At 75.7% G+C, this 24,307-nt stretch carries 16 protein-coding genes and 1 pseudogene; 5 read left to right on the top strand and 12 right to left on the bottom strand.

The annotated features are described in order from the left end of the window. The first annotated feature begins 457 nt into the window (after window positions 1–457). Together ABZ457_RS08095 and ptsP are read left to right on the top strand one after the other, a co-directional pair. Window positions 458–907 carry a PTS glucose transporter subunit IIA gene (locus tag ABZ457_RS08095; protein ID WP_359155171.1) on the top strand — a complete coding sequence of 150 codons (450 nt, stop codon included), beginning with the start codon at window positions 458–460 and terminating at the stop codon, window positions 905–907. Between the two features lie 75 nt (window positions 908–982). Continuing rightward, on the top strand, window positions 983–2,653 hold the full coding sequence (gene ptsP / locus ABZ457_RS08100) for a phosphoenolpyruvate--protein phosphotransferase (RefSeq protein WP_359155173.1): 1,671 nt from the start codon (window positions 983–985) through the stop codon (window positions 2,651–2,653). Window positions 2,654–2,769: 116 nt separating this feature from the next. On the opposite strand, the gene ABZ457_RS08105 is transcribed toward ptsP, so the two are convergent. Continuing rightward, complete coding sequence (locus ABZ457_RS08105; protein ID WP_359155175.1) at window positions 2,770–3,684, bottom strand: hypothetical protein; 915 nt, start codon at window positions 3,682–3,684, stop codon at window positions 2,770–2,772. 105 nt (window positions 3,685–3,789) lie between these two features. Then, window positions 3,790–5,775, bottom strand: coding sequence for an acetoacetate--CoA ligase (locus ABZ457_RS08110; protein ID WP_359155178.1), 1,986 nt, complete (start codon window positions 5,773–5,775; stop codon window positions 3,790–3,792). Between the two features lie 278 nt (window positions 5,776–6,053). On the opposite strand from ABZ457_RS08110, the pseudogene ABZ457_RS08115 reads away from it, so the two are divergent. Next, a pseudogene (locus ABZ457_RS08115) lies at window positions 6,054–8,305 on the top strand (TIM-barrel domain-containing protein). A 22-nt stretch (window positions 8,306–8,327) separates the two neighbouring features. Here the strand turns inward: ABZ457_RS08115 and ABZ457_RS08120 are convergent. Continuing rightward, entirely contained in the window at window positions 8,328–8,846 is a 519-nt protein-coding gene (locus ABZ457_RS08120; protein WP_359155180.1) for an NUDIX domain-containing protein, read from the bottom strand. A gap of 254 nt (window positions 8,847–9,100) precedes the next feature. On the opposite strand from ABZ457_RS08120, the gene ABZ457_RS08125 reads away from it, so the two are divergent. After that, complete coding sequence (locus ABZ457_RS08125; RefSeq protein ID WP_359155182.1) at window positions 9,101–9,475, top strand: DUF962 domain-containing protein; 375 nt, start codon at window positions 9,101–9,103, stop codon at window positions 9,473–9,475. A gap of 179 nt (window positions 9,476–9,654) precedes the next feature. Here ABZ457_RS08125 and ABZ457_RS08130 read toward each other — a convergent pair whose 3' ends face one another. From ABZ457_RS08130 to ABZ457_RS08145, 4 genes are read right to left on the bottom strand one after another with little or no spacing between them, the layout of a single operon-like run. Then, complete coding sequence (locus ABZ457_RS08130) at window positions 9,655–10,260, bottom strand: ATP/GTP-binding protein (RefSeq protein WP_359155184.1); 606 nt, start codon at window positions 10,258–10,260, stop codon at window positions 9,655–9,657. Then, complete coding sequence (locus ABZ457_RS08135) at window positions 10,241–10,645, bottom strand: DUF742 domain-containing protein (RefSeq protein ID WP_018850172.1); 405 nt, start codon at window positions 10,643–10,645, stop codon at window positions 10,241–10,243. The genes ABZ457_RS08130 and ABZ457_RS08135 overlap by 20 nt, the downstream gene beginning before the upstream one ends. Before the next feature lie 9 nt (window positions 10,646–10,654). Continuing rightward, a complete protein-coding gene (locus ABZ457_RS08140; RefSeq protein ID WP_359155186.1) occupies window positions 10,655–11,128 on the bottom strand; it encodes a roadblock/LC7 domain-containing protein in 474 nt (157 codons plus the stop codon). Further along, window positions 11,125–14,223: a nitrate- and nitrite sensing domain-containing protein gene (locus ABZ457_RS08145; RefSeq protein ID WP_359155188.1), complete on the bottom strand. Its 3,099-nt coding sequence runs from the start codon at window positions 14,221–14,223 to the stop codon at window positions 11,125–11,127. Before ABZ457_RS08145 ends, ABZ457_RS08140 begins: the two co-directional genes overlap by 4 nt. 535 nt (window positions 14,224–14,758) lie before the next feature. Between ABZ457_RS08145 and ABZ457_RS08150 the strand changes: the two genes are divergently transcribed. Further along, window positions 14,759–15,340 (top strand): hypothetical protein, encoded by a 582-nt coding sequence (locus tag ABZ457_RS08150; protein ID WP_359155377.1) that lies wholly within the window; start codon window positions 14,759–14,761, stop codon window positions 15,338–15,340. Between the two features lie 218 nt (window positions 15,341–15,558). On the opposite strand, the gene ABZ457_RS08155 is transcribed toward ABZ457_RS08150, so the two are convergent. From ABZ457_RS08155 to ABZ457_RS08175, 5 genes are all read right to left on the bottom strand, one after another. Then, window positions 15,559–20,400 carry a hypothetical protein gene (locus ABZ457_RS08155; protein WP_359155190.1) on the bottom strand — a complete coding sequence of 1,614 codons (4,842 nt, stop codon included), beginning with the start codon at window positions 20,398–20,400 and terminating at the stop codon, window positions 15,559–15,561. Between the two features lie 109 nt (window positions 20,401–20,509). Beyond that, a complete protein-coding gene (locus tag ABZ457_RS08160) occupies window positions 20,510–21,433 on the bottom strand; it encodes a hypothetical protein (RefSeq protein ID WP_359155192.1) in 924 nt (307 codons plus the stop codon). Then, the gene (locus ABZ457_RS08165; protein WP_359155194.1) at window positions 21,430–21,579 is read right to left on the bottom strand and encodes a hypothetical protein; all 150 of its coding nucleotides are present in this window, start codon (window positions 21,577–21,579) and stop codon (window positions 21,430–21,432) included. Before ABZ457_RS08165 ends, ABZ457_RS08160 begins: the two co-directional genes overlap by 4 nt. Next, window positions 21,576–23,123, bottom strand: a complete 1,548-nt coding sequence (locus ABZ457_RS08170) for a hypothetical protein (RefSeq protein WP_359155196.1) — start codon at window positions 23,121–23,123, stop codon at window positions 21,576–21,578. Before ABZ457_RS08170 ends, ABZ457_RS08165 begins: the two co-directional genes overlap by 4 nt. 308 nt (window positions 23,124–23,431) lie before the next feature. Continuing rightward, window positions 23,432–24,139, bottom strand: coding sequence for a GntR family transcriptional regulator (locus ABZ457_RS08175; RefSeq protein ID WP_359155198.1), 708 nt, complete (start codon window positions 24,137–24,139; stop codon window positions 23,432–23,434). Between the last annotated feature and the right edge of the window lie 168 nt (window positions 24,140–24,307).

A 24,307-nucleotide genomic window follows, 5' to 3' on the forward strand; every position in this document is an offset into this window, starting at 1 on the left:
GAACCTCGACCAACCAACAAACCTGTCGGCTGGACGGGGTATCAACTAATCTGGCGTTGATTTTTGGCACGCTGTTGAGTTCTCAAGGAACGGACGCTTCCTTCGGGCTCTTTTCACAGAGACCCTCCGGGCGCTTCCCTTCGGTGTTCCAAACTCTATCAGCCTTTTCAGGTCCCTCTGACCACCACCCTGCGGACAGCAGTGGTTTAGACCAGTTAGGATCTCGGCTTGATGAGCGCCGCCGGCCTCCGACTCGATGTCGCGCCGGAGCGAGGCAGGTGGTCGAGACTACAGCTTGTGCGCAGACGAGGCAAACCGTTTGTGATGCTCCCTGGATCCGCCAACTCGTAGGTTTCAGGCGGAAACTGAACTTCACGTGACATACCCTGCTCAACAGTGTGCCGTCCGGGTACAGGCCGTGACGGCGCAGCACCAAATCCCCGCCCTGGGAGGCTCCATGACCACAGTGACGTCCCCTCTCGCCGGACGGGCCATCGGGCTCGCGGCCGTGCCCGACCCCGTGTTCTCCGGCGCGATGGTCGGTCCGGGGACGGCGATCGATCCCGATCGGGGCCCCTCCGAAGCCGTGGCTCCCGTCGACGGCATCGTCGTCTCCCTGCACCCGCACGCCTTCGTCGTCGTGGACGCGGAAGGGCACGGGGTGCTGACGCATCTGGGCATCGACACCGTGCAGCTCAACGGCGAGGGCTTCGAACTCCTCGTCAACAAGGGCGACACCGTGCAGCGCGGCCAGGCCGTCATCCGCTGGAACCCGACCGAGGTCGAGGCCGCGGGCAAGTCGCCGATCTGTCCCGTCGTGGCCCTGGAGGCCACGCCCGACTCGCTCTCCGAGGTCCGCGAGGGCGGAGAGGTGAAGGACGGAGACGTCCTCTTCGGCTGGCAGTGACCTGCGTCCGCCGGTGACGGCGGGTCGGACAACCAACGCGGCGGCAGCGGTCGCCGCCCGAGCGGAGACGGTGAGATGGAGACAACGCTGCGAGGCGTCGGCGTGAGCCACGGGGTGGCGATCGGCGAAGTGCGGCACATGGGCACGGCGGTCCTCGAACCCCCGGCCAAGCAGGCCCCGCCCGAGGACGCGGAGCGGGAGCAGGGGCGCGCGCGCCAGGCCGTCGAGGCCGTGGCCGCGGACCTGATCGCCCGGGGCAATCTGGCCGGCGGCGAGGCGCAGGCCGTCCTGGAGGCCCAGGCGATGATGGCCCAGGACCCCGAGCTGATGTCGGACGTGGAACGGCGGATCGCCGTCGGCAGCACGGCCGAGCGCGCGGTGTACGACGCGTTCGCCGCGTATCGGGCGCTGCTCGCCGGGGCCGGGGACTACCTGGCCGGGCGGGTCGCGGACCTGGACGACGTGCGGAACCGGATCGTGGCGCGGCTGCTCGGGGTGCCGATGCCGGGTGTGCCGGACAGCGACGAGCCCTATGTGCTGATCGCCCGCGACCTGGCGCCCGCCGACACCGCGTTGCTGGACCCGGCGCTGGTGCTCGGCTTCGTCACCGAGGAGGGCGGGCCGACGAGTCACAGCGCGATCCTGGCGCGGGCGCTCGGGGTGCCGGCCGTGGTGGCGCTGCCCGGTGCCGGTGAGCTGGCCGAGGGGACGCTCGTCGCCGTGGACGGGAGCACCGGCGAGATCTTCGTCGACCCGACCGAGGAGCGGCGGACGGAGATGGAGCGGGCCGCGGCCGAGCGGAAGGCGGCGCTCGCGGCGTCGACCGGGCCGGGGGCGACGTCCGACGGGCACAAGGTGCCGCTGCTGGCCAATGTCGGCGGCCCCGGTGATGTGCCGGCGGCCGTGGACGCGGGCGCGGAGGGCGTGGGGCTCTTCCGCACGGAGTTCCTGTTCCTGGACGACAGCAAGCAGGCTCCTTCCGAGGAGAAGCAGGTCGAGGCGTACCGGCAGGTGCTGGAGGCGTTCCCCGAGGGCCGGGTGGTCGTGCGGGTGCTGGACGCGGGCGCGGACAAGCCGCTGGACTTCCTGACTCCGGCGGACGAGCCGAACCCGGCGCTCGGTGTGCGGGGGCTGCGCAGTCTGCTGGACCACCCGGAGGTGCTGCGGACCCAGCTCACCGCGCTGGCCAAGGCGGCGCACGGCCTCCCGGTGTATCTGGAGGTCATGGCGCCGATGGTGGCGGACCGTACGGACGCCAGGGCGTTCGCGGACGCGTGCCGTGAGGCGGGGCTGCAGGCGAAGTTCGGCGCCATGGTCGAGATCCCCTCGGCCGCGCTGCGGGCGCGCTCGATTCTCCAGGAGGTCGAGTTCCTCTCCCTCGGGACCAATGACCTGGCGCAGTACACCTTCGCCGCCGACCGTCAGGTGGGCGCGGTGTCCCGGCTCCAGGACCCGTGGCAGCCGGCGCTGCTGGATCTGGTCGCGCTGTCGGCCGAGTCGGCCAAGGCCGAGGGCAAGAGCTGTGGTGTCTGTGGCGAGGCGGCCTCCGATCCGCTGCTGGCCTGTGTGCTGACGGGCCTGGGTGTGACGTCGCTGTCGATGGGCGCCGCGTCGATTCCCTATGTGCGGGCGACGCTGGCGAAGTACACGCTCGCGCAGTGCGAGCGGGCCGCTTCGGCGGCGCGCGCGGCCGACACCGCCGAGGAGGCGCGGCTGGCCGCCCAGGCGGTGCTCTCCGGCGAGTAGCCGCGGGGCCGCCGGAGCCGCATCCGGTCATTGAGCGCAGGGGGCTTTCCGCCGGGACGGCGGGGAGCCCCCTGCGGCGTGTCCGGGGCATGAGGGGCCGGTGGGTGCGGCGGTGGTCAGTGGTGGTGGGCCTCCGGGTCGTCCGGTGGGAGGGGGAAGCCCGCGCAGTATTCGACGCCGGGCTCGGGCGGGACGGGTTCGCCGGTGGCGGCGTCGGTGCAGTAGGCGCTGAAGACCTCGCCCGCGGTGAGCGGGGCGACCCGGCCGCCGGTCAGCCGCCAGCCGTGGAGGTGGTCGGGGAGGCCGGGGCGGACGGTGCGCAGGACGATGCCGCCGGGGCCTTCGAGGGCGAGGCCCGCAGCGAGGACGGTGACGAACTGGGCACCGGTGTCCGCGTCGACGGTGGTGGCCGTGCGGCCGGGGTCGCCCTCGGCATGCAGGACGGCGAGGAGTTGTTCGTCGGGCGCGGGGACGCTGCAGACGAGGTGGTGGCTGCCGGGGCCCGCGAGGTCGAGGATGCGGTGGACGACGCGGGAGGCGCGGTCGAAGGCGGAGCGCCCGGTGTCGTGGCCGCACTGCGCGCAGTCGCCCAGGTCGGCGAGGAGGAGGGTGGCGTACTGCCAGGTGGCGTGGCGGACGGCGGCGTCGACGAGGTGGGGCAGCAGGTCGACGAGGGGTGCCCCGGTATAGGGGACGGTGACGCCGCGGGCGGCGATGTCCGCGGTGTAGCGGCTGCGGGTGGCCGCGCTGTCCGGTTCGAGGCCCGTCTCGGCGCAGAACTCGGCGTAGTCGTCGGGGTCGAAGAGGGCGAGGGTGGTGTGCAGGTGCCGGCCCGCGAGGTCATTGAGGAGGCGTTCGGACTGGCGGAGGTAGGCGGTGTGGTCGTCGAAGGTGAAGGTGCGGTAGCGGCGCATGGCGGTGAAGTCGCGCGGGTCGGCGAGGATGCCGACGGTGCTGGGGACTTCGCGGCGGAGTGCGCGCCGCAGGGCGGCGGTCTGCGCCGGGCGTGCGCGGCGGCCTGTCTCGGTCATGCTGGTACCCCCCGTGAGAGCTTTCGGTCACTGGATTCTCACGGTAAGTGACGGCACTGACAGTGGGGGTGGCCCGCCCCGGGTGCCGGGGCGGGCCGGGTGGTGTCAGTCGCGGCTGCCGCGGGTGCGGGCCACTTCCTCGTAGAAGCGGAGCAGGTCGAGGTTGTCGACGGAGCCGGGGTTGACCGCATTGGCGAGGGCGGTGCCCTGGAGGAGGCGCTTGACGGGGACCTCGATGCGCTTGCCGGTCAGGGTGTGCGGGACGCCGGGGACCTCGATGATCTCGTCGGGGACGTGCCGCGGGGAGAGCTGTTCACGGATGGTGTGCTTGACGCGGTCGCGCAGGGCGTCGTCGAGGACGGCGCCGTCGGCGAGGTGCACGAAGAGGGGCATCCAGTAGCCGCCGTCGGGTTCCTCCAGGCCGATGACCAGGGACTCGCGGATCTCCGGGAGGCGTTCGACGGCCTCGTAGATGTCGGCGGAGCCCATGCGGACGCCCTGCCGGTTGAGGGTGGAGTCGGAGCGGCCGTGGATGACGACGGAGCCGGTCCCGGTGATGGTGATCCAGTCCCCGTGGCGCCAGACGCCGGGGTACATGTCGAAGTAGGAGTCGTGGTAGCGGCTGCCGTCGGGGTCGTTCCAGAAGCGGACGGGCATGGAGGGCATGGGGTTGGTGACGACCAGTTCGCCGACCTCGCCGATGAGCGGCTTGCCCTGGGGGTCCCAGGACTGGAGGTCGGTGCCGAGGCAGGCGGCCTGGAGTTCGCCGATGTGCACGGGGAGGGTGGGGACGGCGCCGGCGAAGCAGCTGCACACGTCGGTGCCGCCGCTGACCGAGGCGATCCACAGGTCCTCGCGGACCTCGTCGTGCAGCCAGCGGAAGCCGTCGGGCGGGAGCGGGGAGCCGGTGGTGGCGACGCAGGCGACGCGGGAGAGGTCGTGGTCGCGGCCGGGGTGGACGCCGGCCTTGGCGCAGGCCATGACATAGGCGGCGGAGGTGCCGAAGAGGGTGGCGCCGGTGTGTTCGGCGACGGCCCACTGGGCGTCGACGGCGGGGTAGCCGGGGCTGCCGTCGTAGAGGATCACGGTGGTGCCGGTGAGCAGGCCGGAGACGAGGAAGTTCCACATCATCCAGCCGGTGGAGGTGTACCAGAAGAAGCGGTCGCCGGGGCCGAGGTCGCAGTGGAGGCCGAGCTGCTTGAGGTGTTCCAGGAGGATGCCGCCCTGGGACTGGACGATGGCCTTGGGCAGTCCGGTGGTGCCGGAGGAGTAGAGGACCCACAGCGGGTGGTCGAAGGGGACCGGTTCGTAGACGGGTTCCGTGTCGCCCGCGGTGACGGCGGACCAGTCGAGGGCGCCGTCGGGGGCGTCGGTGCCGAGCAGGGGGATGTGGACGACGGCGCGCAGGGAGGGCAGCTCGCGGCGGAGTTCGGCGACGGTCTCGCGGCGGTCGTGCTCCTTGCCGCCGTAGCGGTAGCCGTCGACGGTGAACAGGACGACGGGTTCGACCTGCTGGAAGCGGTCGAGGACGCTGCGGGCGCCGAAGTCGGGGGCGCAGGAGGTCCACACGGCGCCGACGGCCGCGGTGGCGAGGAGGGCGGTGACGGCCTCGGGGACATTGGGGAGGTAGCCGCTGACGCGGTCGCCCGGGCGGACGCCGAGGGCGCGCAGTCCGGCGGCGAGGGCGCCCACCTGGCGGCGCAGCTCGGCCCAGCTCACGGGCGTGATCCGCTGGGTCTCGTCCACGCAGAGGAGTGCGGCCTCCTGGGCGCGGGCCGGGTCCTCGGCGGTGCGCAGGGCGTGTTCGGCGTAGTTGACGGTGGCGCCGGGGAACCAGTGGGCGCCGGGCATGGACCGGTCGGCGAGGACGCGGTCGTACGGGGTGGTGAAGCGGACCTCGAACCACTCGGCGACGGCCTGCCAGAAGGTCTCCAGCTCGTCGACGGACCAGCGGTGCAGCGCCGGGTAGCCGCCGTCGGCCGGGGCTCCGTGGCGGTCGGCGGCCCACGCCTGGAAGCGGGTGACGCGGGCGGCGGCGATGCGCTCGGAGTCGGGCTGCCAGAGCGGGGCAGGGTTCGCTGCTGAGGTCATGGGGCGGCTCCCGGGCTGGGTCTGCGTGCGGTGGTGCGCGGTGTCTGCGCCGGCCCGCGTTCGGGCGGGGTGTGCGCGGAGGCGGGCTGACAGGGACGATGCCATGTGATCGTCGTTCACACCAGGGCTCATCACCCATGGTCGGACGTGTCCCTATGTGCTCCCACCACGGTGCCCCTATGTGCTCCCACCACGGGTGCCCCTGAGTGCTCCGACCACGGTGAACGGCAGTTGAACACCCTCTCGGTCACCGGGGGTCGGGTGGCAGGGTGAGCGGTATGGACGGTCGTGGTCTGCTGCGTGCGGTGAAGTGGTTCGGTTCGGGCCGGGGGCCCGGTGGGGTGCGCCCGGTGTGGCCCTTTGCGCCGGGCGCCGGGACGTCGGGTACCGAAACGCCGGGCGCCGGGGAGGCGGGGGCCGGTGCCGGGTCGGCGGCGCGCGGCGGCGAGCGGGCCCGGGTGCCGGGTGAGGTGACCGGGGCCGAGTCCTCGGCGGGCGGGGGCGTGGTCCGTTTCGCCCGGTCCGAGCTGCGGGTGGTGGTGACGGCGGGCGGCGCGGTCTTCTGCGGCTGGGACGGGGCGGCGCCCGGGCCGTCGTCGGCGTTGGCCGGGCCGCCGCCGCAGCCGGACCCGCGCACCTCCCTGGAGCCGGACATGGACGGCGGCTGGCGGGTGGTGTCGGAGCGGATGACGGTCGCGGTCTCGCGCACGGGCGCGGTGGAGTACCGGACACCGGGCGGGGTGGTGCTGCGCCGTGATCTGCCGCCGCGCTGGTGGGAGCGGGACGGTGCGGACGGCGGCCCGGCACGCCGGGCCGCGCGCTGGCTGGTGCGCAGCGAGATCGCCCCGGACGCGCGGGTGTTCGGGCTGGGCGGCCGGTCCGAGGGGCCCCGGGTGCGGGAGACACCGGTGGTGCTGGGGGACGCGGCGCCGGATGGTGCGGCCGGGGGCGCGGTGATGCCGGTGCACCTGGTGGTGGCCGACGCCGGGACGCATCTGGCGTTCCACGACACGGGGTGGACGGCCGGGTGACCGTGCGGGAGGGCGAGGAGGGCGCCGGTTCGGGCCATGACCGGCCGGGGTCGGTGGAGTGGCGGATGGACGGCGGGCCGCTGCGGAGCTGGGTGCTGGTGGGCGGTCCGGCCAGGGTCCTGGACGGGTTCGCGCGGCTGACCGGCCGGGCCTCGCTGCCGCCGGTGTGGGCGCTGGGCCGGCATCACGCGTTGGGCGGGCCGGTCGGCGAGCGGGAGCTGCGGGGGCTGGTGGCGGGGTGGGCGGAGCGCGGGGTGGTCCCCTCGGCCGTGCACGTCGGGGAGGGGGAGGACGGCGGCGGGGCGGCGGGCGCGGACCGGTCGCCCTCGCGGGCTTCCGGGTCCGGCGGGGTGGCTCCCGCGTCCGGCGAGGTGCCGGAGGGGCCGCCCGATCTGCCGGCGCTCGCCAAGTCGCTGGGCGAGGACGGGGTACGGCTGGTGCGGACGGCGGGCTCCGGCGCCCCGCCGGAGGAGGAGTGGGGTGCCTGGTGCGAGGCCCTGCCGGCGCAGGGGTTCTCCGGGGTCTTCCGGGACCGGTCGGCGGGGCGGGCCGCCGGGGTGCCGCGCTCCCCCGCCCCGGCGGCGGTCGCGGACGCGGCGCAGGGACGGGACGGGCTGTCGTCGGCGCGGGCCGCGTATGCGGGGCTGCGGGCGGCGCGCCCCGGTGAGCGGCCGTTCGTCGTGACGTACGACGGCCGGGTCGGGGCGCAGCGGTACGGGGCGGTGTGGTGCGGGGACGGGCCGGCGGGCTGGCCGGGGCTGCGGGCGGGGCTGGCGCAGGTGCTGGGGCTGGGTCTGTGCGGGGTGCCGTTCGCCGGGCTGGACACGGTGGCGGACGGGACCGTGGAGGATGCCGAACTCGCGCTGCGGCGGCTCCAGTTGGCGGCGTTTCTGCCGTTGCTGCGCACCGGCCGGGGGGACGCGTCCGGGTCGGCGGAGGGGGAGGCGGTGCTGCGGGAGCGGGAGCGGCTACGTCCGTATCTGCTGTCGCTCGCGTGTCTGGCCCGGTGGACGGGGGCGCCGGTGGTGCGGCCGCTGTGGTGGGGCAGTCCGCGCGACCGGAGGCTGCGGGAGTGCGAGGACGCCTTTCTGCTGGGCGAGGCGTTGCTCGTGGCGCCGGTGCTGGAGCCGGGGTGCGTGCGGCGGGCGGTGCGGTTGCCGCGGGGGCGCTGGTATGACACGGCGACCGGGGCCGTCCATGAAGGGCCGGGCCGGGTGCTGGTGGACGCGCCGAGGGGGCGGGTCCCGGTGCTGGCGCGGGCCGGGTCCGTGCTCGCGGTGCGCGGCGCGGACGGGGGCGCCGAGCTGGAGGCCTGGGCGCCGGCCGAGGGGCGGACGGGTGGCGGTCTGGTGGTGCGCGAGGCGGGTGACGGCTGGGTACGGCCCCGGGCCGAGCGGCTGGTGACCCGGTGGGAGGGCGGGGCCGTGGTGGTGGAGCGGGTCGCGGGTGAGGAGCGGGTGCCGGCGCGCGGGCCGGTGCGGGTGCGCGGGCTGGGGTGACGGGGCGACGCCCGGGGGCTGGTCAGCGGGTGGCGTAGGCGCCGGTGAACCAGTTGCGGACGGCCACGGTGTGCAGGGGGAAGGCCAGTTCCTCCGGGGCGCGCAGGATGTGCCAGCCGTCGGTCTCCTCGGTGGGCCGGACCGGTGGCAGGGCGTCGGCGGGGCGGGGCGGCAGCAGGCCGAAGAGGAGGAGATGGCCGTGGGGTGAGCTCAGCGCGTCGGCGAGCCGTACGTCGTCCGGGGCGGCCTCGATGCCGGTCTCCTCGCGGAGTTCGCGGACCACGGCGTGCCGCCAGTCCTCTCCGTGGTCGATGAAGCCGCCGGGCAGGGCGGTCCCGCCGAGGGCGGGTTCGATGGCGCGGGTGACGACGACGAGGCCGGGGGCGTCTTGCGGGCCGTCTCCGGTGACGGGCAGCAGCGCGACGGCGACGGGGAGAGGGTTGCGGTAGGTGGTCGCGCGGCAGGCGGGGCAGACGCGCGGCCAGCCGGCGTCCGCGCCGAACGGCGCTCCGCAGTGGCCGCAGTGGGAGTGGCTGGACACGTTCGGACTGTAGCCGACGGGACCCTTCGCCGGGGCGGGCGGTGGGGGACGGTGGGCGGATGCGCTCGTTCCGTTAGGTTCTCCGCTCGGTCGGGGCACAGCGCAGGGCGGGACCGTCGATCCGACCCTCGTCCGCCTGCCGGGCGTCCCGGTGGGGGTGCGCCCGGTGGCGTGGCGGTCCCTCGGCCAGGGCGGCGCGAACGGGTCCGGTCGGGCAGGCTGACGGCGGGGCGGTCCGGGGCTACCGTGCGGTCATGACGCAGCAGACCAGTGAGCAGCGGACCTTCGAGCGGCACTTCGCGACGTACGAGGAGTTCTGGCCGTACTACGTGGCGATGCACTCCCGCGCGGCGACCCGGTGGGTGCATCTGACGGGCACTCTGACCGGGCTGGCGATCAGCGCGTACGGGCTGGCCCGGGGCCGGTGGCGGTACGCGGCCGCGCTGCCGCTGATCGGCTACGGGACCGCCTGGCCCGCGCACTTCCTCATCGAGAGGAACAATCCGGCGACCTTCGGGCACCCGGCCTGGTCGCTGCGCGGGGACGCGCAGATGATCCGGATGATGCTGGCGGGCCGGGACCACGAGCTGGCGGAGACCGCGCAGAAGTGGCTGGCCCAGAACGGCTGACCAGGGCGGCTCCGGCCGGGAACCGGACCTCGCGTCAACAGCCTTGACGTGTCGTCACGTCAGGAGAACACTGCCGGTTCACCGGGACCGCTCCCACGGCGGGCCCGCCCCGCGGACGCACGGCCCGTACCCCGGTCGGTGGGGGTACGGGCCGTGCTCGCGCGGACCGCGCGGGGGCTTCAGGTCACGGCGGGCTCCGGGATGTGGTCGACCCGGGCGAGGGCGTGCTCGACCACGGTCACCAGGATGTTCTTGACGGACTCGCGGTCGCGGGCGTCGCCCATGAGCAGGGGCACGTCCTCGTCCAGGTCGAGTGCGCCGCGCACGGCCTCCGCGGTGAACCGTTCCGCCCCCTCGAAGCAGTTGACCGCGACGGCGAAGGGGATGCCCCGGCGCTCGAAGTAGTCGACCGCGGCGAAGCAGTCGCCGAGGCGGCGGGTGTCGGCGAGGACCACGGCGCCGAGGGCGCCCTGGGCGAGTTCGTCCCAGAGGAACCAGAACCGGTCCTGCCCGGGGGTGCCGAACAGGTAGAGCACCAGGTCCTCGCGGAGCGTGATCCGGCCGAAGTCCATGGCGACGGTGGTCGTGGACTTCGACTCGACGCCCGAGACGTCGTCGACGGGCCGCCCGGCCTCGCTGAGCGTCTCCTCGGTGCGCAGCGGTCTGATCTCGCTGACGGCGCCGACCAGGGTGGTCTTGCCGACACCGAAGCCGCCCGCCACCAGGATCTTCAACGTCACCGGCTCGACCGGTGCCGTTCGGCGGCTAGAGCGCCCGAAGGCCATTGATCACCTCGCGCAGAATGCTGACGTCCGGCAGTTCCGCCGGCGGTACGGGACGGGTCACATGGACGAGGGCGTCGTCCACGAGGTCGCCGACCAGGACCCGGACCACGCCCACGGGCAGGTCGAGTCCGGCGGCGAGTTCGGCGATCGACTGGGGCGCGTCGCCGCAGCGTTCGACGATCTCGACGTGCTCGGGGGAGAGCGACTGGTCCGCCCCCGGGTCGTCGGCCGCGGCCTCGGGGATCACCAGGGCGATCAGGTCGAGGCGGTGGCGGCTGTCGTGGCCGGTGCGGCCACGGGTCATGGCGTAGGGGCGGACGACGGGACCGGCGTCCGCGTCGATCCAGTGCGGCGGCCTGGGACTGTTCCGGACGGACTCACCCATGGCTGCCGCTCACCCCCCGGCGGCCGGACCGGTCCGGGGCGCGGTGGCCAGGTGGGCGCCGACCCGCTTCACCATGAGGGTCATCTCGTAGGCGACCTGGCCGACGTCGGAGTCGGCGTCGGCCAGCACGGCGAGGCAGCTGCCGTCGCCCGCGGCGGTCACGAAGAGGAAGGCCTCGTCGAGTTCGACGACGGTCTGGCGGACCCGGCCGGCCTCGAAGTGGCGGCCGACGCCCTTGGCGAGGCTGTGGAAGCCGGAGGCGACCGCGGCCAGGTGCTCGCCGTCCTCCCGGGACAGGTCCCGGGAGGAGCCCCGGGCCAGGCCGTCGCCGGAGAGGACGAGGGCCTGGCGGACGCTGGCGACGCGGTCGACGAGTTCGTCGAGGAGCCAGTCGAGTTCGCCGGGGGTGCCGGCGGGGCGGGTGGCGGTTCTGGCGCCGTTCCGGGTGCTGGTGGCGGGTCCTGCGGCGTGCGGTGCGGTCATCGACCGTCCCCCTCGGGTGTCGTTCCTGGTGCGGTCCGGCCGGAACCGGCGCCGTGGTCGTCGGTGGCGGGGTCCGTCGGCCCGTTGGGCGCGGGGCCGCTGCGCGCGGGGCCGGACGCGGTGGCGGGGTCCGCCGACCGGTCGGGCGCGGGGCCGGCGGCGTCGTCCGGGTCGGCGAGGGCGGCGTTGTGCCGACGGCCCCGCTGCCAGCCGCGCTGCATGGCGGCCATCCGGGCGCGGACCGCCTCCGCGTCGCGTTCCTCCTCGGCGGGCGGCCCGGCGGCCGGGGGCGGGGCGGGCGGCTCCTCGCCGGAGGGGCGGCGGAGCTGGGGGGCGAGGCTGGCCTGGCGGACCCGCCGCGGGAGGCCCTCGCCGCCGGGGGCCGGGGCGGCGGGGCGGGCCGGGTCCTCGGCCTCCCGGGGCGGCCGGTTCTCGGCGCGCGCCCCGGCAGGTCCGGGGGGCCGGACGGCGCGGTCCGGCGCGGGGCGGGTGCGACGCACCGGGGTCAGCGGGACGGGGTCGGGGACGCGGTCCCCGGCGGGGCCGGAGGCGACGGGCCCGGAGGCGGTGGAGCGGGCCCGGGAGCCGGTCGGGGTGCGGCGGGCGAGCGGGACGGGGCCGGTGCGCGGGCGGTCGTCGCCGGTCAGGCCCTTGTCGGGGAGGTCTTCGGTGGCGGGACCGGTCCCGGGTGCGGGGTGGTGGCGGCCCGCGGCGCCCCGGTCGTCCACGCGCCGCCCGTGGTCGCTGACCAGGGTGGGCGGGCGGCGGCGCGGCAGGGGCACGGCTCCGAGCGGCGGGCCGGCGGACGGCGGTGTGCGGTGCTCCCCGGGCTCGGTCCCGGTCTCGTGGCGGGGGGAGCGGGCGCGGAAGAGGCCGCCGCGTTCGCTCTCGGTGTCGTCGAGGTCGGCGAGTCCGGTGAGGGAGAGGTCGCCGAGGGCTCCCCCGGCCGTGGCACGGTCGCCGCCGGCACGGTCCCGGCCGGGGGTGTCCCGTACGCCACGGTCCCGCCGGGCGCGGTCCCGGCCCTCGGTGTCGTCGAGGCCCAGGGTGCCCATGGGGGCCTCCAGTTCGACCGGCCCGTCGAGCACCGTGGGGCCGGCCGCGCCGGGCGGGGCCTGGGAGAGGGCGAGCCGGCCGGGGCCGCGCCGCCCGGCGGTATCGGTCCTGCGGTCCAGGCGGAAGCCGGTGCCCTCGGTCTCGGGCGCCTCGGTGAGCAGGGCGGCCGGGATGAAGACGACGGCCGTGGTACCGCCGTAGGGCGACTGCTGGAGCGAGACGCGCACGTTCTGGCGCTGGGCGAGACGGCTGACCACGAACAGGCCGAGGCGGTCGGTGTCGGAGAGCTCGAACTCGGGGGTCTCGGCGAGGCGGAGGTTGGCGTCGAGGAGGGCGTCGGGTGTCATGCCCAGTCCCCGGTCGTGGATCTCCAGGGTGAAGCCGTTGGCCACCCGTTCGCCGAGGACCTGGACGCCGGTGTGGGGCGGGGAGAACACCGTGGCGTTCTCCAGGAGTTCGGCGATCAGATGGGTCAGATCGGCGACGGCGGGGCCGCCGACGCCGATCCGAGGCAGCCTGCGCACCTCGATCCGCTCGTAGTCCTCGACCTCGGCGACGGCGGCGCGGACGACGTCCATCAGCTGGATCGGCTTGCGCCACTGACGGGACGGCGCGGCGCCGGAGAGGATCACCAGGCCCTCGGCGTGGCGGCGCATCCGGGTGGTCAGGTGGTCGAGCCGGAACAGGTCGGCGAGTTCCTCGGTGTCCTCGGTACGGCGCTCCATGGCGTCGAGGAGGGTGAGCTGGCGGTGGAGCAGGACCTGGTTGCGGCGGGCCAGGTTGACGAAGACCTCGGACACCCCGCGCCGCATGTCGGCCTGGCGGACGGCGGCCTCGACGGCGGCCCGCTGGAGGGTGTTGAGGGCCTGGGCCGCCTGGCCTATCTCGTCCCGGCCGTACTCCAGGCGCGGCGCCTCGGTCTCGACGTCGACGGGCTCCCCCGCCGCGAGGCGCCGCATCACGCTCGGCAGGCGGACCCCGGCGACCTCGTGGGCCTCCTTGCGCAGCCGGGTCAGGGCGCGCACGAGTTCCCGGCCGATGCGGACGGAGACGACCACGGAGACCAGCAGGGCCAGGAAGCCGAGGACCCCGGCGACGCCCGCACGGACGAACACGCTGTACGCGGCGGGCTCGATGCGGTCGTGGTGGCGCTCACCCGCCGCGGCGGCCTCACGGGCGAGGTCGTCCAGGACGGGGGCGGCGGCCTCCTGCCAGCGGCCGATCTCGGCGGAGGCGAGTCCGTCGTCCGGGCCCGCGGCGATCAGGCGCTCCTCGGCCTCGCGCAGGGGCGCGGTCTCGGGGCTGTCCCAGTAGGACTCCACGATCTCGCGTTCGCGGGCCGGCAGGGACTCCGCGCTGATCCGGTAGTGGAGTTTGCGCTGCGCGACCAGGTCGGTGAGGGCCCGCACCTCGGGTCCGGTGACCTTGCGGGTGGTGAGGGCGGAGGCGACGAGGGCGTCCTCGCGGGAGAGGATCTCGCGGGCGCGCAGCAGGCCGACGAGGGCGCGGCCCTCGCGCTCGGCGTCGGTGTCGTCGACGGCGCGGACGGTGAGCAGGAGACTGTGGGCCGGGTCGACGAGGCCGTTGTAGAAGTCCATGGCCTTCAGCCGTGAGACGGCGTTGGCGTCGACCGAGCGGCGGAGCGCGGGCATGCCGTCCAGGGCGTCGAGGACGGCGGTGAGCCGGCGGGCGGTCCCGGGTGTCATGGCGTCGCGGACGGAGGATTCGGCGGTGTCGGCGCGCAGGGTGGCGACGGCTTCGTCGGTGGCCGCGCGCCGGGTGGTGAGGGCGGGCTGCGCGTCCGAGGCGCGGCGGTCGGCGAGGTAGACGAGCGTCTGGCGGCGCTCCTGCTGGATCCGGTCGACGACGGTCTCGACGGGGGTGCCGACGTCCTCGGAGACGGCGGTGGCGTCGAGGAGTTGGGCGGCCTCACGGCCCGTCAGAAAGGTCGCGAACCCCCACAGGCCGGTCAGCGCTAGCAGCGGTACGAGCAGAAGCGCCACGATCTTCCGGCGGATGGACGTCCCGCGAAAGCGCATGGCCTCCCCCTGCTCAACCCGGTCCGGCTCGGCGGGTGTTCCGTCAGCAAACGGCGAGAGCGTACTACTGCCGGGCGTACAACTCGAAGGCACGTCCGGGACGATTTTCGGCCTCGGCACGGAGCGGTGATCACGGGATGTCCTGCTATTTCGGTGGTGTGGGATCGCGGTGGAGCACCGGAGGGGGCGGTCACCCGTCGAATTCCGGACCGCCGCAGATGGCCGGAAGTATGCGTCACGGAACAACTCGGGGGAATCTTCTCGTCACTTCACTCGTCAATACGGATGGGATGTCACACCGGTTCACTGCCGTGACGCATCCGGTACCGCACGGCAGGGCAGACGCACGGGGTCGGGGCGCGCCGGCGCCCCGGGAGCGGACGGCCGGCGGCGGACAACCCACGGAGTAGAGCGGCCGATTCCGGGCAGACACCCTGAAGTCGGACAGAGGCGGGGAGTGACACGGACCATGGACACGGACGAGCGACGGCACGATGCGTCCGGCGGCGACCGGCAGGCGCCCGAGGTGCCGCAGATGCCGCGTCAGCAGTCGGGCGCCCTGCCCGCCGGTCCGGTGGCAGGCCGCGCGGAGACCGGGCGGGAACGTTCCGCCACGGGCGCGGCGGCCGCGGGTGAAAAACGGCGGCGGGAGGGTGGTCCGGCGGGTGCCGGGGCCGCGGGTGCCGGGCCCGGGCGGCCGGAGGGTCGCGGGCCCCGGCGGCCGGCTCCGGAGCGTCCGCTCTGGGTGGAGGAGGACCACGGCAGGCGGCGTATGGCGGATCCGGTCCGCAGGGCGGCCGTGCGCGCGGTCATCATCGTCTCGGTGACGCTGATCCAGGCGATGGCGGCGTTCCTGTTCACCGTGACCGATTCCTGGCTGGCCTTTCCGACCGTGCTCACCAGTGTCGCGGGGACGGTGGTCGCCACCTGGGCGGTGCTGGACGTGTGGGTGACGCGCCAGGTGTGGAACCAGCGCAACGGCGTGGTCTCGGTGCCGAGCAGCACGGCCCGGCAGCTCCGGCGCGAGCGGCGCCGGGCCCGCCGGGCCGCGCGGGTCGCGGCGCGCGAGGCCGGGCGGATAGGCAAGAGCGGTACGGGGCGGCTGTCCCGCGCCTGAGCCTTGAACCCGACCCCGGGGACGCCGCCCGGCGGCGGGCGCACACGAGGGGCCCGGGGCGCGACCGTTGATCCGGTCGCGCCCCCGGGCCCCTTGTCACGTTCACGCGACGGCCGGCGGAGCAACGCGGTGGCCGTGGCGGCCCGGGTCCGGTCTTCGGTGGCCGCCGAGGGCCGGCCTCCGGACCCGCCCGGGGCCGGCCCTCGGCGCCCGGGCGGTCAGCCCTCGGCGGCCGGGCCCGGCTGGGCGGGGACCGGAGCGGCCCGCTTGAACATCCGGGTCGCCGTGATCTCCCCGTGGACCGCCTCCCCCTCCGGGTCGGCCTGAGGCAGACCGGGCCGCAGATGCTCCTCGACGCTGATGTACTTCAGCCCCGCCCGCAGGTCCGCGTCGTTCCGCAGCCGGATGACGAGGGGGAACTCCGCCAGCGCCGTCGTGTCGAACAGGCCCGTCGTGTACAGGAGCTGGACGCCGAGGGCGTCGGACACGGCCCGCTGGAGCTCCAGCAGATAGGTCGCGTTGGCCCGGCCGATGGGGTTGTCCAGGAAGAGGGTGCCCGCGTGCCGGTGCTTGTCCCGGCCCCGGTCGTTGCTGCGCAGCGCGGCCATGGTGCAGTACAGGGCGATCGCGGCGGTGAGGAGCTGGCCGCCGGAGAAGACGTCGCCCATCTGCCCGACCGGCACCCGCTCCGCCCGGAGCACCGCGTCCGGCTTGAGGATCTCGACGGCGACGCCCTTCGGTTCCAGGGCCGCCTGCACCCCGCGCAGCAGCAGGGACATACCGTCCCGCCGGCCCTCGCCGTAGCTGCCGCCCGCGTTCTTGCGGACGGCGGCGCGGGTGGCCTCGTCGACGACCTCGCCGAGCCGTTCGGTCAGCGTCGCCTGGTCGGGCTCCTCGAAGCGGATGCGCAGGAACTCCTGGCCCGACCACTCGCCGAGGCCCTCGGGCAGGCGGGAGAGGCGCTGGGCCGAGCGCAGGGTGGCGAGGGCGGACTCCACGAGTCCGCGCAGCCGGTCCACGATGGTGTCGCGGTTGCGCTCCAGCTGGGACAGCTCGTCCGTGAGCACCCGCAGCCTCGGGGCGAACGCCTCCGCCCACTTCGCGGCGTGGTCCGGCAGCGCGGCCGCGGGCAGTTCGCGGATCTGCTGGCGGGCGGGGGTGCGGACCTGCTCGTAGCGGGTGGAGTTGGCGTGGCGGACGAGGACGTCGCACGCCTCGCGCACCGCGGCCTCGGCGGCCGAGAGGTCCCCGGCGCAGCCGCGCAGCGAGCGGCGGGCCTCGGCGGCGGAGCCCCGGGCCTCCTCCAGCGTCCCCGGGTACGGCTCCGGCTCCTGGCCGGGCTCCTCGTCGTGCTGCTGGTCGCGGAGGAGGTCGCGCAGCAGGGCGGCGGTCTCGTCGAAGCCGCCGGCCGCGTCCTCGGCGGCGCGGTGGGCGCGCAGCAGACCGGCGTGCGTGGTGCGGGCGCTCTCCAGCGCGTCGGTGCGGGCGGCCAGTTCGGCGCTCGCGGTGCGCAGCAGGGCCTGGGCGTGCTCGGCGTCGGACGGCACCAGGTCCTCGGGCAGCGCGGTGTGGGCCTCGCCGTCCGCCGGAGCCAGCCGCTCCGCCTCACCGCGCAGCCGGCCCAGCTTCTCGCTGGCCTCGGAGGCGCGGGTCTCCAGCATCTGCACCAGGGACTCGGCGCGGGCGGCGGCGGCCTGCCGTGAGGGGCCGTCCGCCCCGTCGGTGCCCTCCAGGAGCTGGGCGGCGCGGGTGCGGACCTTGTTGGTGAGCCGGTCGAGTTCGGCGAGGGCGGCGGACTCGTCGCTCTCCGCGCGGGCCTGCTCGGCCCGCAGATCGGCACCGACGCCGACCTTCTCGTAGAGGCGGGAGGCCGCCCGGTACGCCTCGCGCAGGGCGGGCAGGGAGGCGCGGGGCGCGCCGGTGCCCTCGGGCAGCGGTTCGGGGGCGCCGGCGATCTCCGCCCGCTCGGCGCGCAGGGCGCGGGCGGTGCGGCGGGCGTCGTCGCCCGCGCGCTGGGCGGCGCGGCGGTCCTCGTCGGCGGCCTTGGCGCGTTCCAGACAGGCGGCGGCGCGGGCCTCCGACTCGGCGGCGTCCTCGGCCAGTTCGCGCAGCTGCTGCTGCCAGGCGGCGCGCTCGCGGAGCCGGAACGCGAGGCCCGCGAGGGCGTCGGCGGCCCGGCGGGCCCGCTGCGCGGCCTCCTGCCGCTCGTCGCGCACCCGGGCCGCGTCCGCCGCCGACTCGTCGGCCTCGGCGCGTACGGTGCGGGCCTCGGTGAGGCGCTCCTCGGCCTCGGCGGCGCCCTGGCGGGCGGTGTGGGCGGCGGCCGCGAGTTCGGCGAGCATGCCCGGCGGGCAGTCGTCGCGCCAGGCGGCGAGACGCGCGCCGAGGGAGCGGTCGCCCGCGAGGCGCGCGGCGAGCGCCCGGATCTCCTCGTCCCGCGCGCTCGCCCGGGCGCGCAGGGCGTGCCGCTCCTCGTCGGCGGCGTGTTCGTCGTGCATGGCCGGGTTCGGCGGGACGAGGAACACATCGGCGGGCGCTCCCCCGCCGGTGCCGGGCACCGGGGCGAGGAGCGCGGCGGCGGTGCCGACGGCGACGGCGGACCGGGGCAGCAGGGCGGCGCCGGCCAGGACCTCCCGGGCGCGGGCGTGCGAGTCGGGGTCGGTGACGACGACACCGTCGACGAGTTCGGGCCGGGCGGCGAGGACGGCCGCGTGGTCGGCGGGGTCGACGGACTGGGCGAGGTAGCGCCAGCCGGGCAGGGCCGGGATGCCGTGCTCGCCCAGGTACTCGACGGTGGCCAGGACGTCGGGGGCGGGCGGCAGGAGGCCGCCGTCGCCGAGGGCGCCGAGGATGCGGGCGTCGTCGGCGGCGGCGGTGCGCAGGTCGAAGAGCTGGCGTTCGGCCGAGGTGACGGAGGTGTCGAGCAGTTCGCGCAGTTCGTCGGCGAAGTGGTCGATGTCGGCGGCGGTGAGGCGGCCCGGGCCGGGGGCGCCGTCGGGAGCGGGGGCGGCTTGCGGGGCGGAGGCGGCTTGCGGGGCGGAGGCGGCTTGTCCGTCCGTGGCGGCGGGCCGGTCGGGGGCGGTGCCGTCCGGGGTGCCGGAGGTCCGCTCGGCGGGGGCGCCGGGGCCCTGGTGTGCGGCGGGGGCGGTGCGGTCGCCGGGGGTGCGCGGGCCCGGCACGGGGCCGGCCCCGGGTGCGGGACCCGCCGACGGCGCATGGGCGAGCCCCAGCAGCTCGGCGAGGCGTTCGTCGTCGGCGAGGGACTCGGCGGCGCGGCGCTCGGCCTCGTAGGCGTGCTCGGCCGCGACGGCCGCGTCCTCGGCGCGGGCGGCGGCCAGTTCGGCGCGGGACTCGGCGGCGGCCGCCTCCTTGGCGCGCTCGGCGGTGACGCGGGCGGTCTCGCGGGCCGCCTCGAACGCGGCGACGGCAGGCTTCTCCGCGTCGCTCGCGGCGAGGGCCGCGCGGGCGGGGTCGGCGTCGGGGGCGGTGTCGTCGAGCCAGCCGGACCGGACGGCCTCGGCCGTCTCCCGCTCGACCTCGGCCAGGCGCTGCCGCAGGTGCCCGATCTCGCTGCGGGCGCGCTGGGCCTCGGTGGCCGCGGCGGTGGCGTCGCGGTGGGCCGCCTCGGCGGACTCCTGGAGGGCCCGGGAACGCTCCTCCTCCTCGTTGGCGAGGCGTTCGCCGTCCTCGGCGGCCGCGTGCAGGGCGCGCACCAGGTCGCCCGCGGCCTCGGCGCGGGCCGCGAGGGCCGGGGCGGCGTCCCGCTCGGCCTCGCGGATGGCGGCGGCGACGCGGGTGGCGCGGTCGCTCGCGGCGCGGTGGCGGAGCACGGCCTCGGCGGCCTGCCAGGCGGAGTGCAGGGTGCGGGCGTCGATCAGTTCGCGGCGCTGGGCGGCCGCGCCCTTCTCGGCCGCGGTGAGGGCGAGGGAAGCGTGGCGGTAGGCGAGTTCGGCGGCGACGAGGGAGCTGTGGGAGCGGGCCTGCTCGGACTCGGTGACCGCGTGGGCCGCGGTCGCCACCTGCTGGGCGAGTTCGGCGGCGAGCCCCCGTTCCCCGGCGGCGCGGGCGGAGAGCCGGCGGGCCAGGGTGCGGGTGCGGCGCTCGGCGCCCGCGTGGACGTCCCGGACCCGGGCGCGGTGCGCCGTGGCGTCGACGATCCGGCCGAGCAGGTCGACCGAGCCCGCGGTGAAGTCCCGTTCGGCGGTCAGCTCGGCGCGGCGGCCGAGCTTGTTGCCGAAGCCGCTGACGAGGTCGGCGAGGCCGTCGGTGTCCCGGGTGTCGGTGACCGCGCGGAGCAGCAGGTCGGTGAAGTCGGAGTCCTTCTTGACCGCGAACAGGCCGGCCGCCTCGCCCTCGTCGGCGTTCATCTCCCGCTGGTAGCGGAAGAGTTCGGGGTCGAGGCCGATGTCGCCGAGGTGCTCGTTCCAGCGGTCGTGGATCTCCTCCCAGTGGAGGTCGAGATGGGGGTACGCCTTGGCGGCCTCGGTGACGGCGTCCCGGAAGCCCTTCATGGTGCGCCGCCGCCCCCGGGCGCCGGACGCGCCCTCGACGGGCGGGCGCACGGCGGTGGACTCGGCGACGGGCAGGCTGTCCAGGCTCAGGCCGGGGCCGGGGCGGAACGAGTACCACGCCTCGGCGAACTTGCGCGGGTCGCCCGAGACCTGCCGGCCGCGCCACTCGCTGACCTTGCCGACGACGACCAGCTCGCCGGTCTGGGTGTGCTGCCACTCCAGGGCGACATGGCCGCAGTCGTCGGCGAGCAGGAACTTGCGCAGCACGCCGGAGCTGGCGCCGCCCAGGGTGTTGCGGTGGCCCGGCAGCATCACCGAGAAGATCAGCTTGAGCAGCACGGACTTGCCGCCGCCGTTCTCCAGGAAGAGGACGCCGGCGGGCGCGGGGCGGCGCGGCGGGCCGACGGGCTCCTCCTCGAAGAACTCCGCCTGGGTGGGGGCGGGGTGGGGCACGGGCGCGCCGACTCCGCGCAGGTCGAGCACGGTGTCGGCGTAGCGCGCACCGGCGGGGCCGATGGAGTAGAGGCGGACCCGGGACAACTCGTACATGGCGGCGGACTCTCAGTCTTCGTCTTCGTCTGGGTGACGGCTTCGTCTGTCGTGACGGCGTCTGCCGTGGCGGGTTCGTCCGTCGTGGCGGCGTCGTCGGCGGTGACGGTCAGGCGTGGAAGGGGAGGCCGGCGTCGGCGGCCAGCTCCAGGTCGTCGCCGTCGGGGGGAGCCACCAGGGTGGCGCTGCCGTCGCTCACCGGGACCACCCCCAGCTCCAGCAGTTCGGCCATGGCCGCGCTGCCGGCCATGTCTCGGACCTGGAGCTGGTAGCGGGCGGTGGTCCGGTAGGTGCCGCCGGAGTCGTCCCCGGTGCGCTGGAGGAAACCCGAGTCGGTGAGGAAGCCGACGGCCTTCCCGACGATGCCCGTGGTGGAGCCGGCGAGCCGGCGGGCGTCCTTGGTCGCGCCGGTGGCGCTGCGGCGGGCCCAGACCCGCCAGGCGGATTCGAGGCCGGGGGCGTCGGTGGCGGGGTCGGTGTTCCGTCCCTCCTCCTCGGCCCGCTCCTCCAGGCGGCGGCAGGCCTGGCGGACGAAGGCGTCCACGCCGTTGACGGTGATCCGGCCGATGTAGCCGTCGTCGGCCAGGTCCTCGGGGCGGGGGAAGGCCATGGCGGCGACGGCCAGGTGGGCGAGGCCGTGCAGGAAGCGGTCGGCGGAGTCGGAGGAGGCGCGGCGCGCGTAGTCGCCCATGCGGACGGCGAAGACGGAGTCCTCGGCGGCGGTGACGGCCATGCCGGCCCGGGGCGAGACCTCCAGCACGACGAGGCCGAGGCCGGTGGCGACGGCGTCGGCGAGGCGGGCGAAGGCGCCGTCCTCGCGGTAGCGGCGGAGCAGGTCGCCGTATTCGGCGTCCCGGGCGGGCTGGAGCCTGGGCTGGAGGCCGAAGGAGACGAGACGGGCGGCGTCGGCCGCGTCGGCGGGGGTGACGGAGCCGGTGGCGCCGCCGGCCGTCGAGATCGGTCCGGCCGGGGGCCCCTGAGGGGTGACCGGGTCGCTCCAGGCACCGGGGTGCTCGGCGGAGTGGTCGCTCACGGGTGGTGCTCCTCGGGGGTGGTGGTCGTACCGGAGGGGGTCGCGGGGGCGCGCTCCGGGGGCGCGGGGCGGGCGGACCGGATCGCGGGGCGGGCGTCCGGGGTTGCGGGTGCCGGGGCCGGCGGTCGGACGGCTGCGCTCGTCATGCGCCTCCCTCCGACCGGTCCGCGGCCATGCCCGCCGCGTCCAGCAGGGCCGTGCCGACGATCAGATCGGCGCCGCCGAACTCGGGGTCGTCGAGCCGGGTGCCGTCGTCCACGGCGAACAGCAGGCGCCGCTCGCCCTGGCGGTAGGCCGTGCCGACCGGCGGGCTGGCCGCGTGGACGGCCAGCAGGGCGACAAGATAGGGCAGGTCGGGGTCGCGCAGGCGGGCCTCGGCCAGCAGACCGGAGAGGCGGCGGGGCGCGTCGTGCTCCAGGTCGAGCAGCTCCATGGCGCTCGCGAGCTGCTCCTCGCTGAAGCGGCTGTCGTCCGGGGTGGCGATCAGATCGGGCTCGGGCATCTCCGCGCCCAGGTGCTCCCGCTCCACGGGCGGGGTGAGCAGCAGGTCCACCAGGTCGCCGACGCGCACGGCGGAGGGGGTGCGCAGACCGGTGCCGCGGGCGAAGAAGGCGTCGGTGACGCGGGTGGCGGAGGCCACGGGCAGCGGCAGCACGGGCGCCAGCAGCTGCCCGTACACATCGAGGCCGGTTTCTGCGGTGGGACGGGCGAAGGCCTGGCGGTCCTGCTCGGCGCGGAACAGCGGCCCGGCCTCCAGCAGCCGGGCCTGGAGCTGGGTGTGGCGGCGGATGCAGTCCTTGACGATGTCGACGAGCTCGGCCGCGCGGCGCTTGTGGTCGGCGAGCTTGGCGTCCGAGCCGGCCTCCGCCTCGTCGCGCGCCCTGCGGATGTTGGTCAGGATCGCGTTCTCGTGGCGGTACCGGTCGGCGACGTGGTCCAGCGCCTCGGCGATCATGTCGGGCACGGTGTTGAGCCAGTCGACCGCGCGGACGTTGCGCCGGGTGGCCTCCAGGGTGCGGCGCAGGGTCTCCGAGTACTGCACGGTGCGGTAGCGCGCCTGCTCGGCGGCGAGCTGCGCGTCGGCGAGGCGGCCGCGGCTGATCAGGATCTCCAGCTTCACCTCGGCGGCGATCTGGGCGCTGGTGACGTCGGTGTCGAGCGCGCCGACGAGGACGTTGACCGCCTCGTCGGTGGTACGCAGATAGACGCTGCCGCCGTGGCCGGGGACCTCCTCGACGAGCTTGAAGTCGTAGTCGCGGCGGGTGTAGACGCCGTCGGGGCCGAAGGTGCCGTACACGGCGCGGAATCCGCGGTCCACGCTGCCGACGTTGATCAGGTTCTCCAGGACCCAGCGGGCCACGCGCTCGTGCTCCGCCTGCGGGCGGGCCGGAGCCTGGGCGGCGACGCGCGGGACGAGCCTGGCCACTATCTGCTCGTGGTCGGCGCCGGTGTCGAAGTCCATGTGGAGGGTGACGAGGTCGATCGCGGCGAGGGCGACCTCGGCCATCGCGTACACCGAGTACTCACCGGCGAGGTTGGCCTTGCGCACGTCCAGATCGTGCAGCGGCGCGGTGCACGCGAGCGCCCGGAGCCGCCGCGCCAGCCCTTCGTCGGCGGCCGGCCCCGGAGCGGGGCGCGGCCCCGCGCTGAGCTGGGGCGGAACGAATTCCGTCGGTGCAGGCGAAGTCACGCTGCACAGATTAGGTCCTCGCAGTGACAACGGTCGAAACGACGCAGATGCCCCGGGGGCCGGGGGCTCCCGGGGGCCGGCGCCCCCGGAGCCCGGGGCGACGGCGCGGCGCCGCTGCCCGCGGGCTCCGGGGCCAGCGCACGCTGGGGCCGGCCCGGACCCGCCGGCCGCCCGGCACCGCAGGGACGGGAGTCCCAACCCCCCGGGCCCACCGGGACGGGGCCGCCAGGGCGGACCGGCCCCCGCTGCTACCGAAGGGGAGCGCACCCGCGGCGCGCGCCCCGCCGGGCGACCGGGCGCCCCCGCGCCTACCACCGCTCCTCCGCGACGCGGTCCCCGTACGCGGCGACGAGGCGGGCGCGGGAGTCGTCGAGGTAGGCGGAGAGGAGGCGTTCCGCCTCGGTGCGCTCGCCGGCGCGCAGGGCCTCGACGATCTCGCGGTTGCGGACCAGGTAGGGGTCGTGGAGGGCGCGCGGGTCGTCCACCACGTGGAACGCGAGGCGGAGTTCCGCCAGGACCCCCCGCATCAGTTCGTCGGTGCGCGCGCTGCCCGCCAGGGCGACGAGTTCGCTGTGGAAGTGGATGTTGGCGGTGGAGACGCCTTGCCAGTCCCGCTCGCGGGCGGACCGCTCGCCGCCCGCGACCGCCGCGTCGAGCGCGTCGAGCGGGTAGGGCGGGTCGCCGAGCCCCTGGACGACGGCGCACTCCACGAGCTGGCGGATGCGGTAGATGTCCTCGACGTCCTCGACCGCGAGCATCCGCACGAAGACCCCGCGGTTCAGCTGGTGCACCAGCAGCCGCTCGTGCGTGAGGAGCCGGAACGCCTCGCGCAGGGTGTTGCGGGAGACACCGAGCGCCCTCCCGATCGCCTCCTCGGAGAGGCGTTCCCCGGGCGGGAAGTAGCCCTCGGCGATCCGGGTGCGCAGGATGTCCGCGACCCGCTCGGCCGTGCTGGTACGCCCCAACAGGTGCCGGTCGTCGGCCAGATCCCCGCGGACGGGCTCCGTCGTCCCCACAACACCCCTCTTTTCCCGCCCCGGTCGGCTCGAACCGGCGCACAGGCGTACATCGTAGAAGCCGGAACGCTCCCGTGCGCCCCTTGTCGGATCGTTCAACAATCCCCTACGTTGACGTCACCGCCCGGAGCGGACCGGACACGCGCCCCACCGCTGGGTCCGCCGACG

Origin of the sequence: Streptomyces sp. NPDC005805, assembly GCF_040630445.1 — a bacterium.
Classification (GTDB): domain Bacteria; phylum Actinomycetota; class Actinomycetes; order Streptomycetales; family Streptomycetaceae; genus Streptomyces.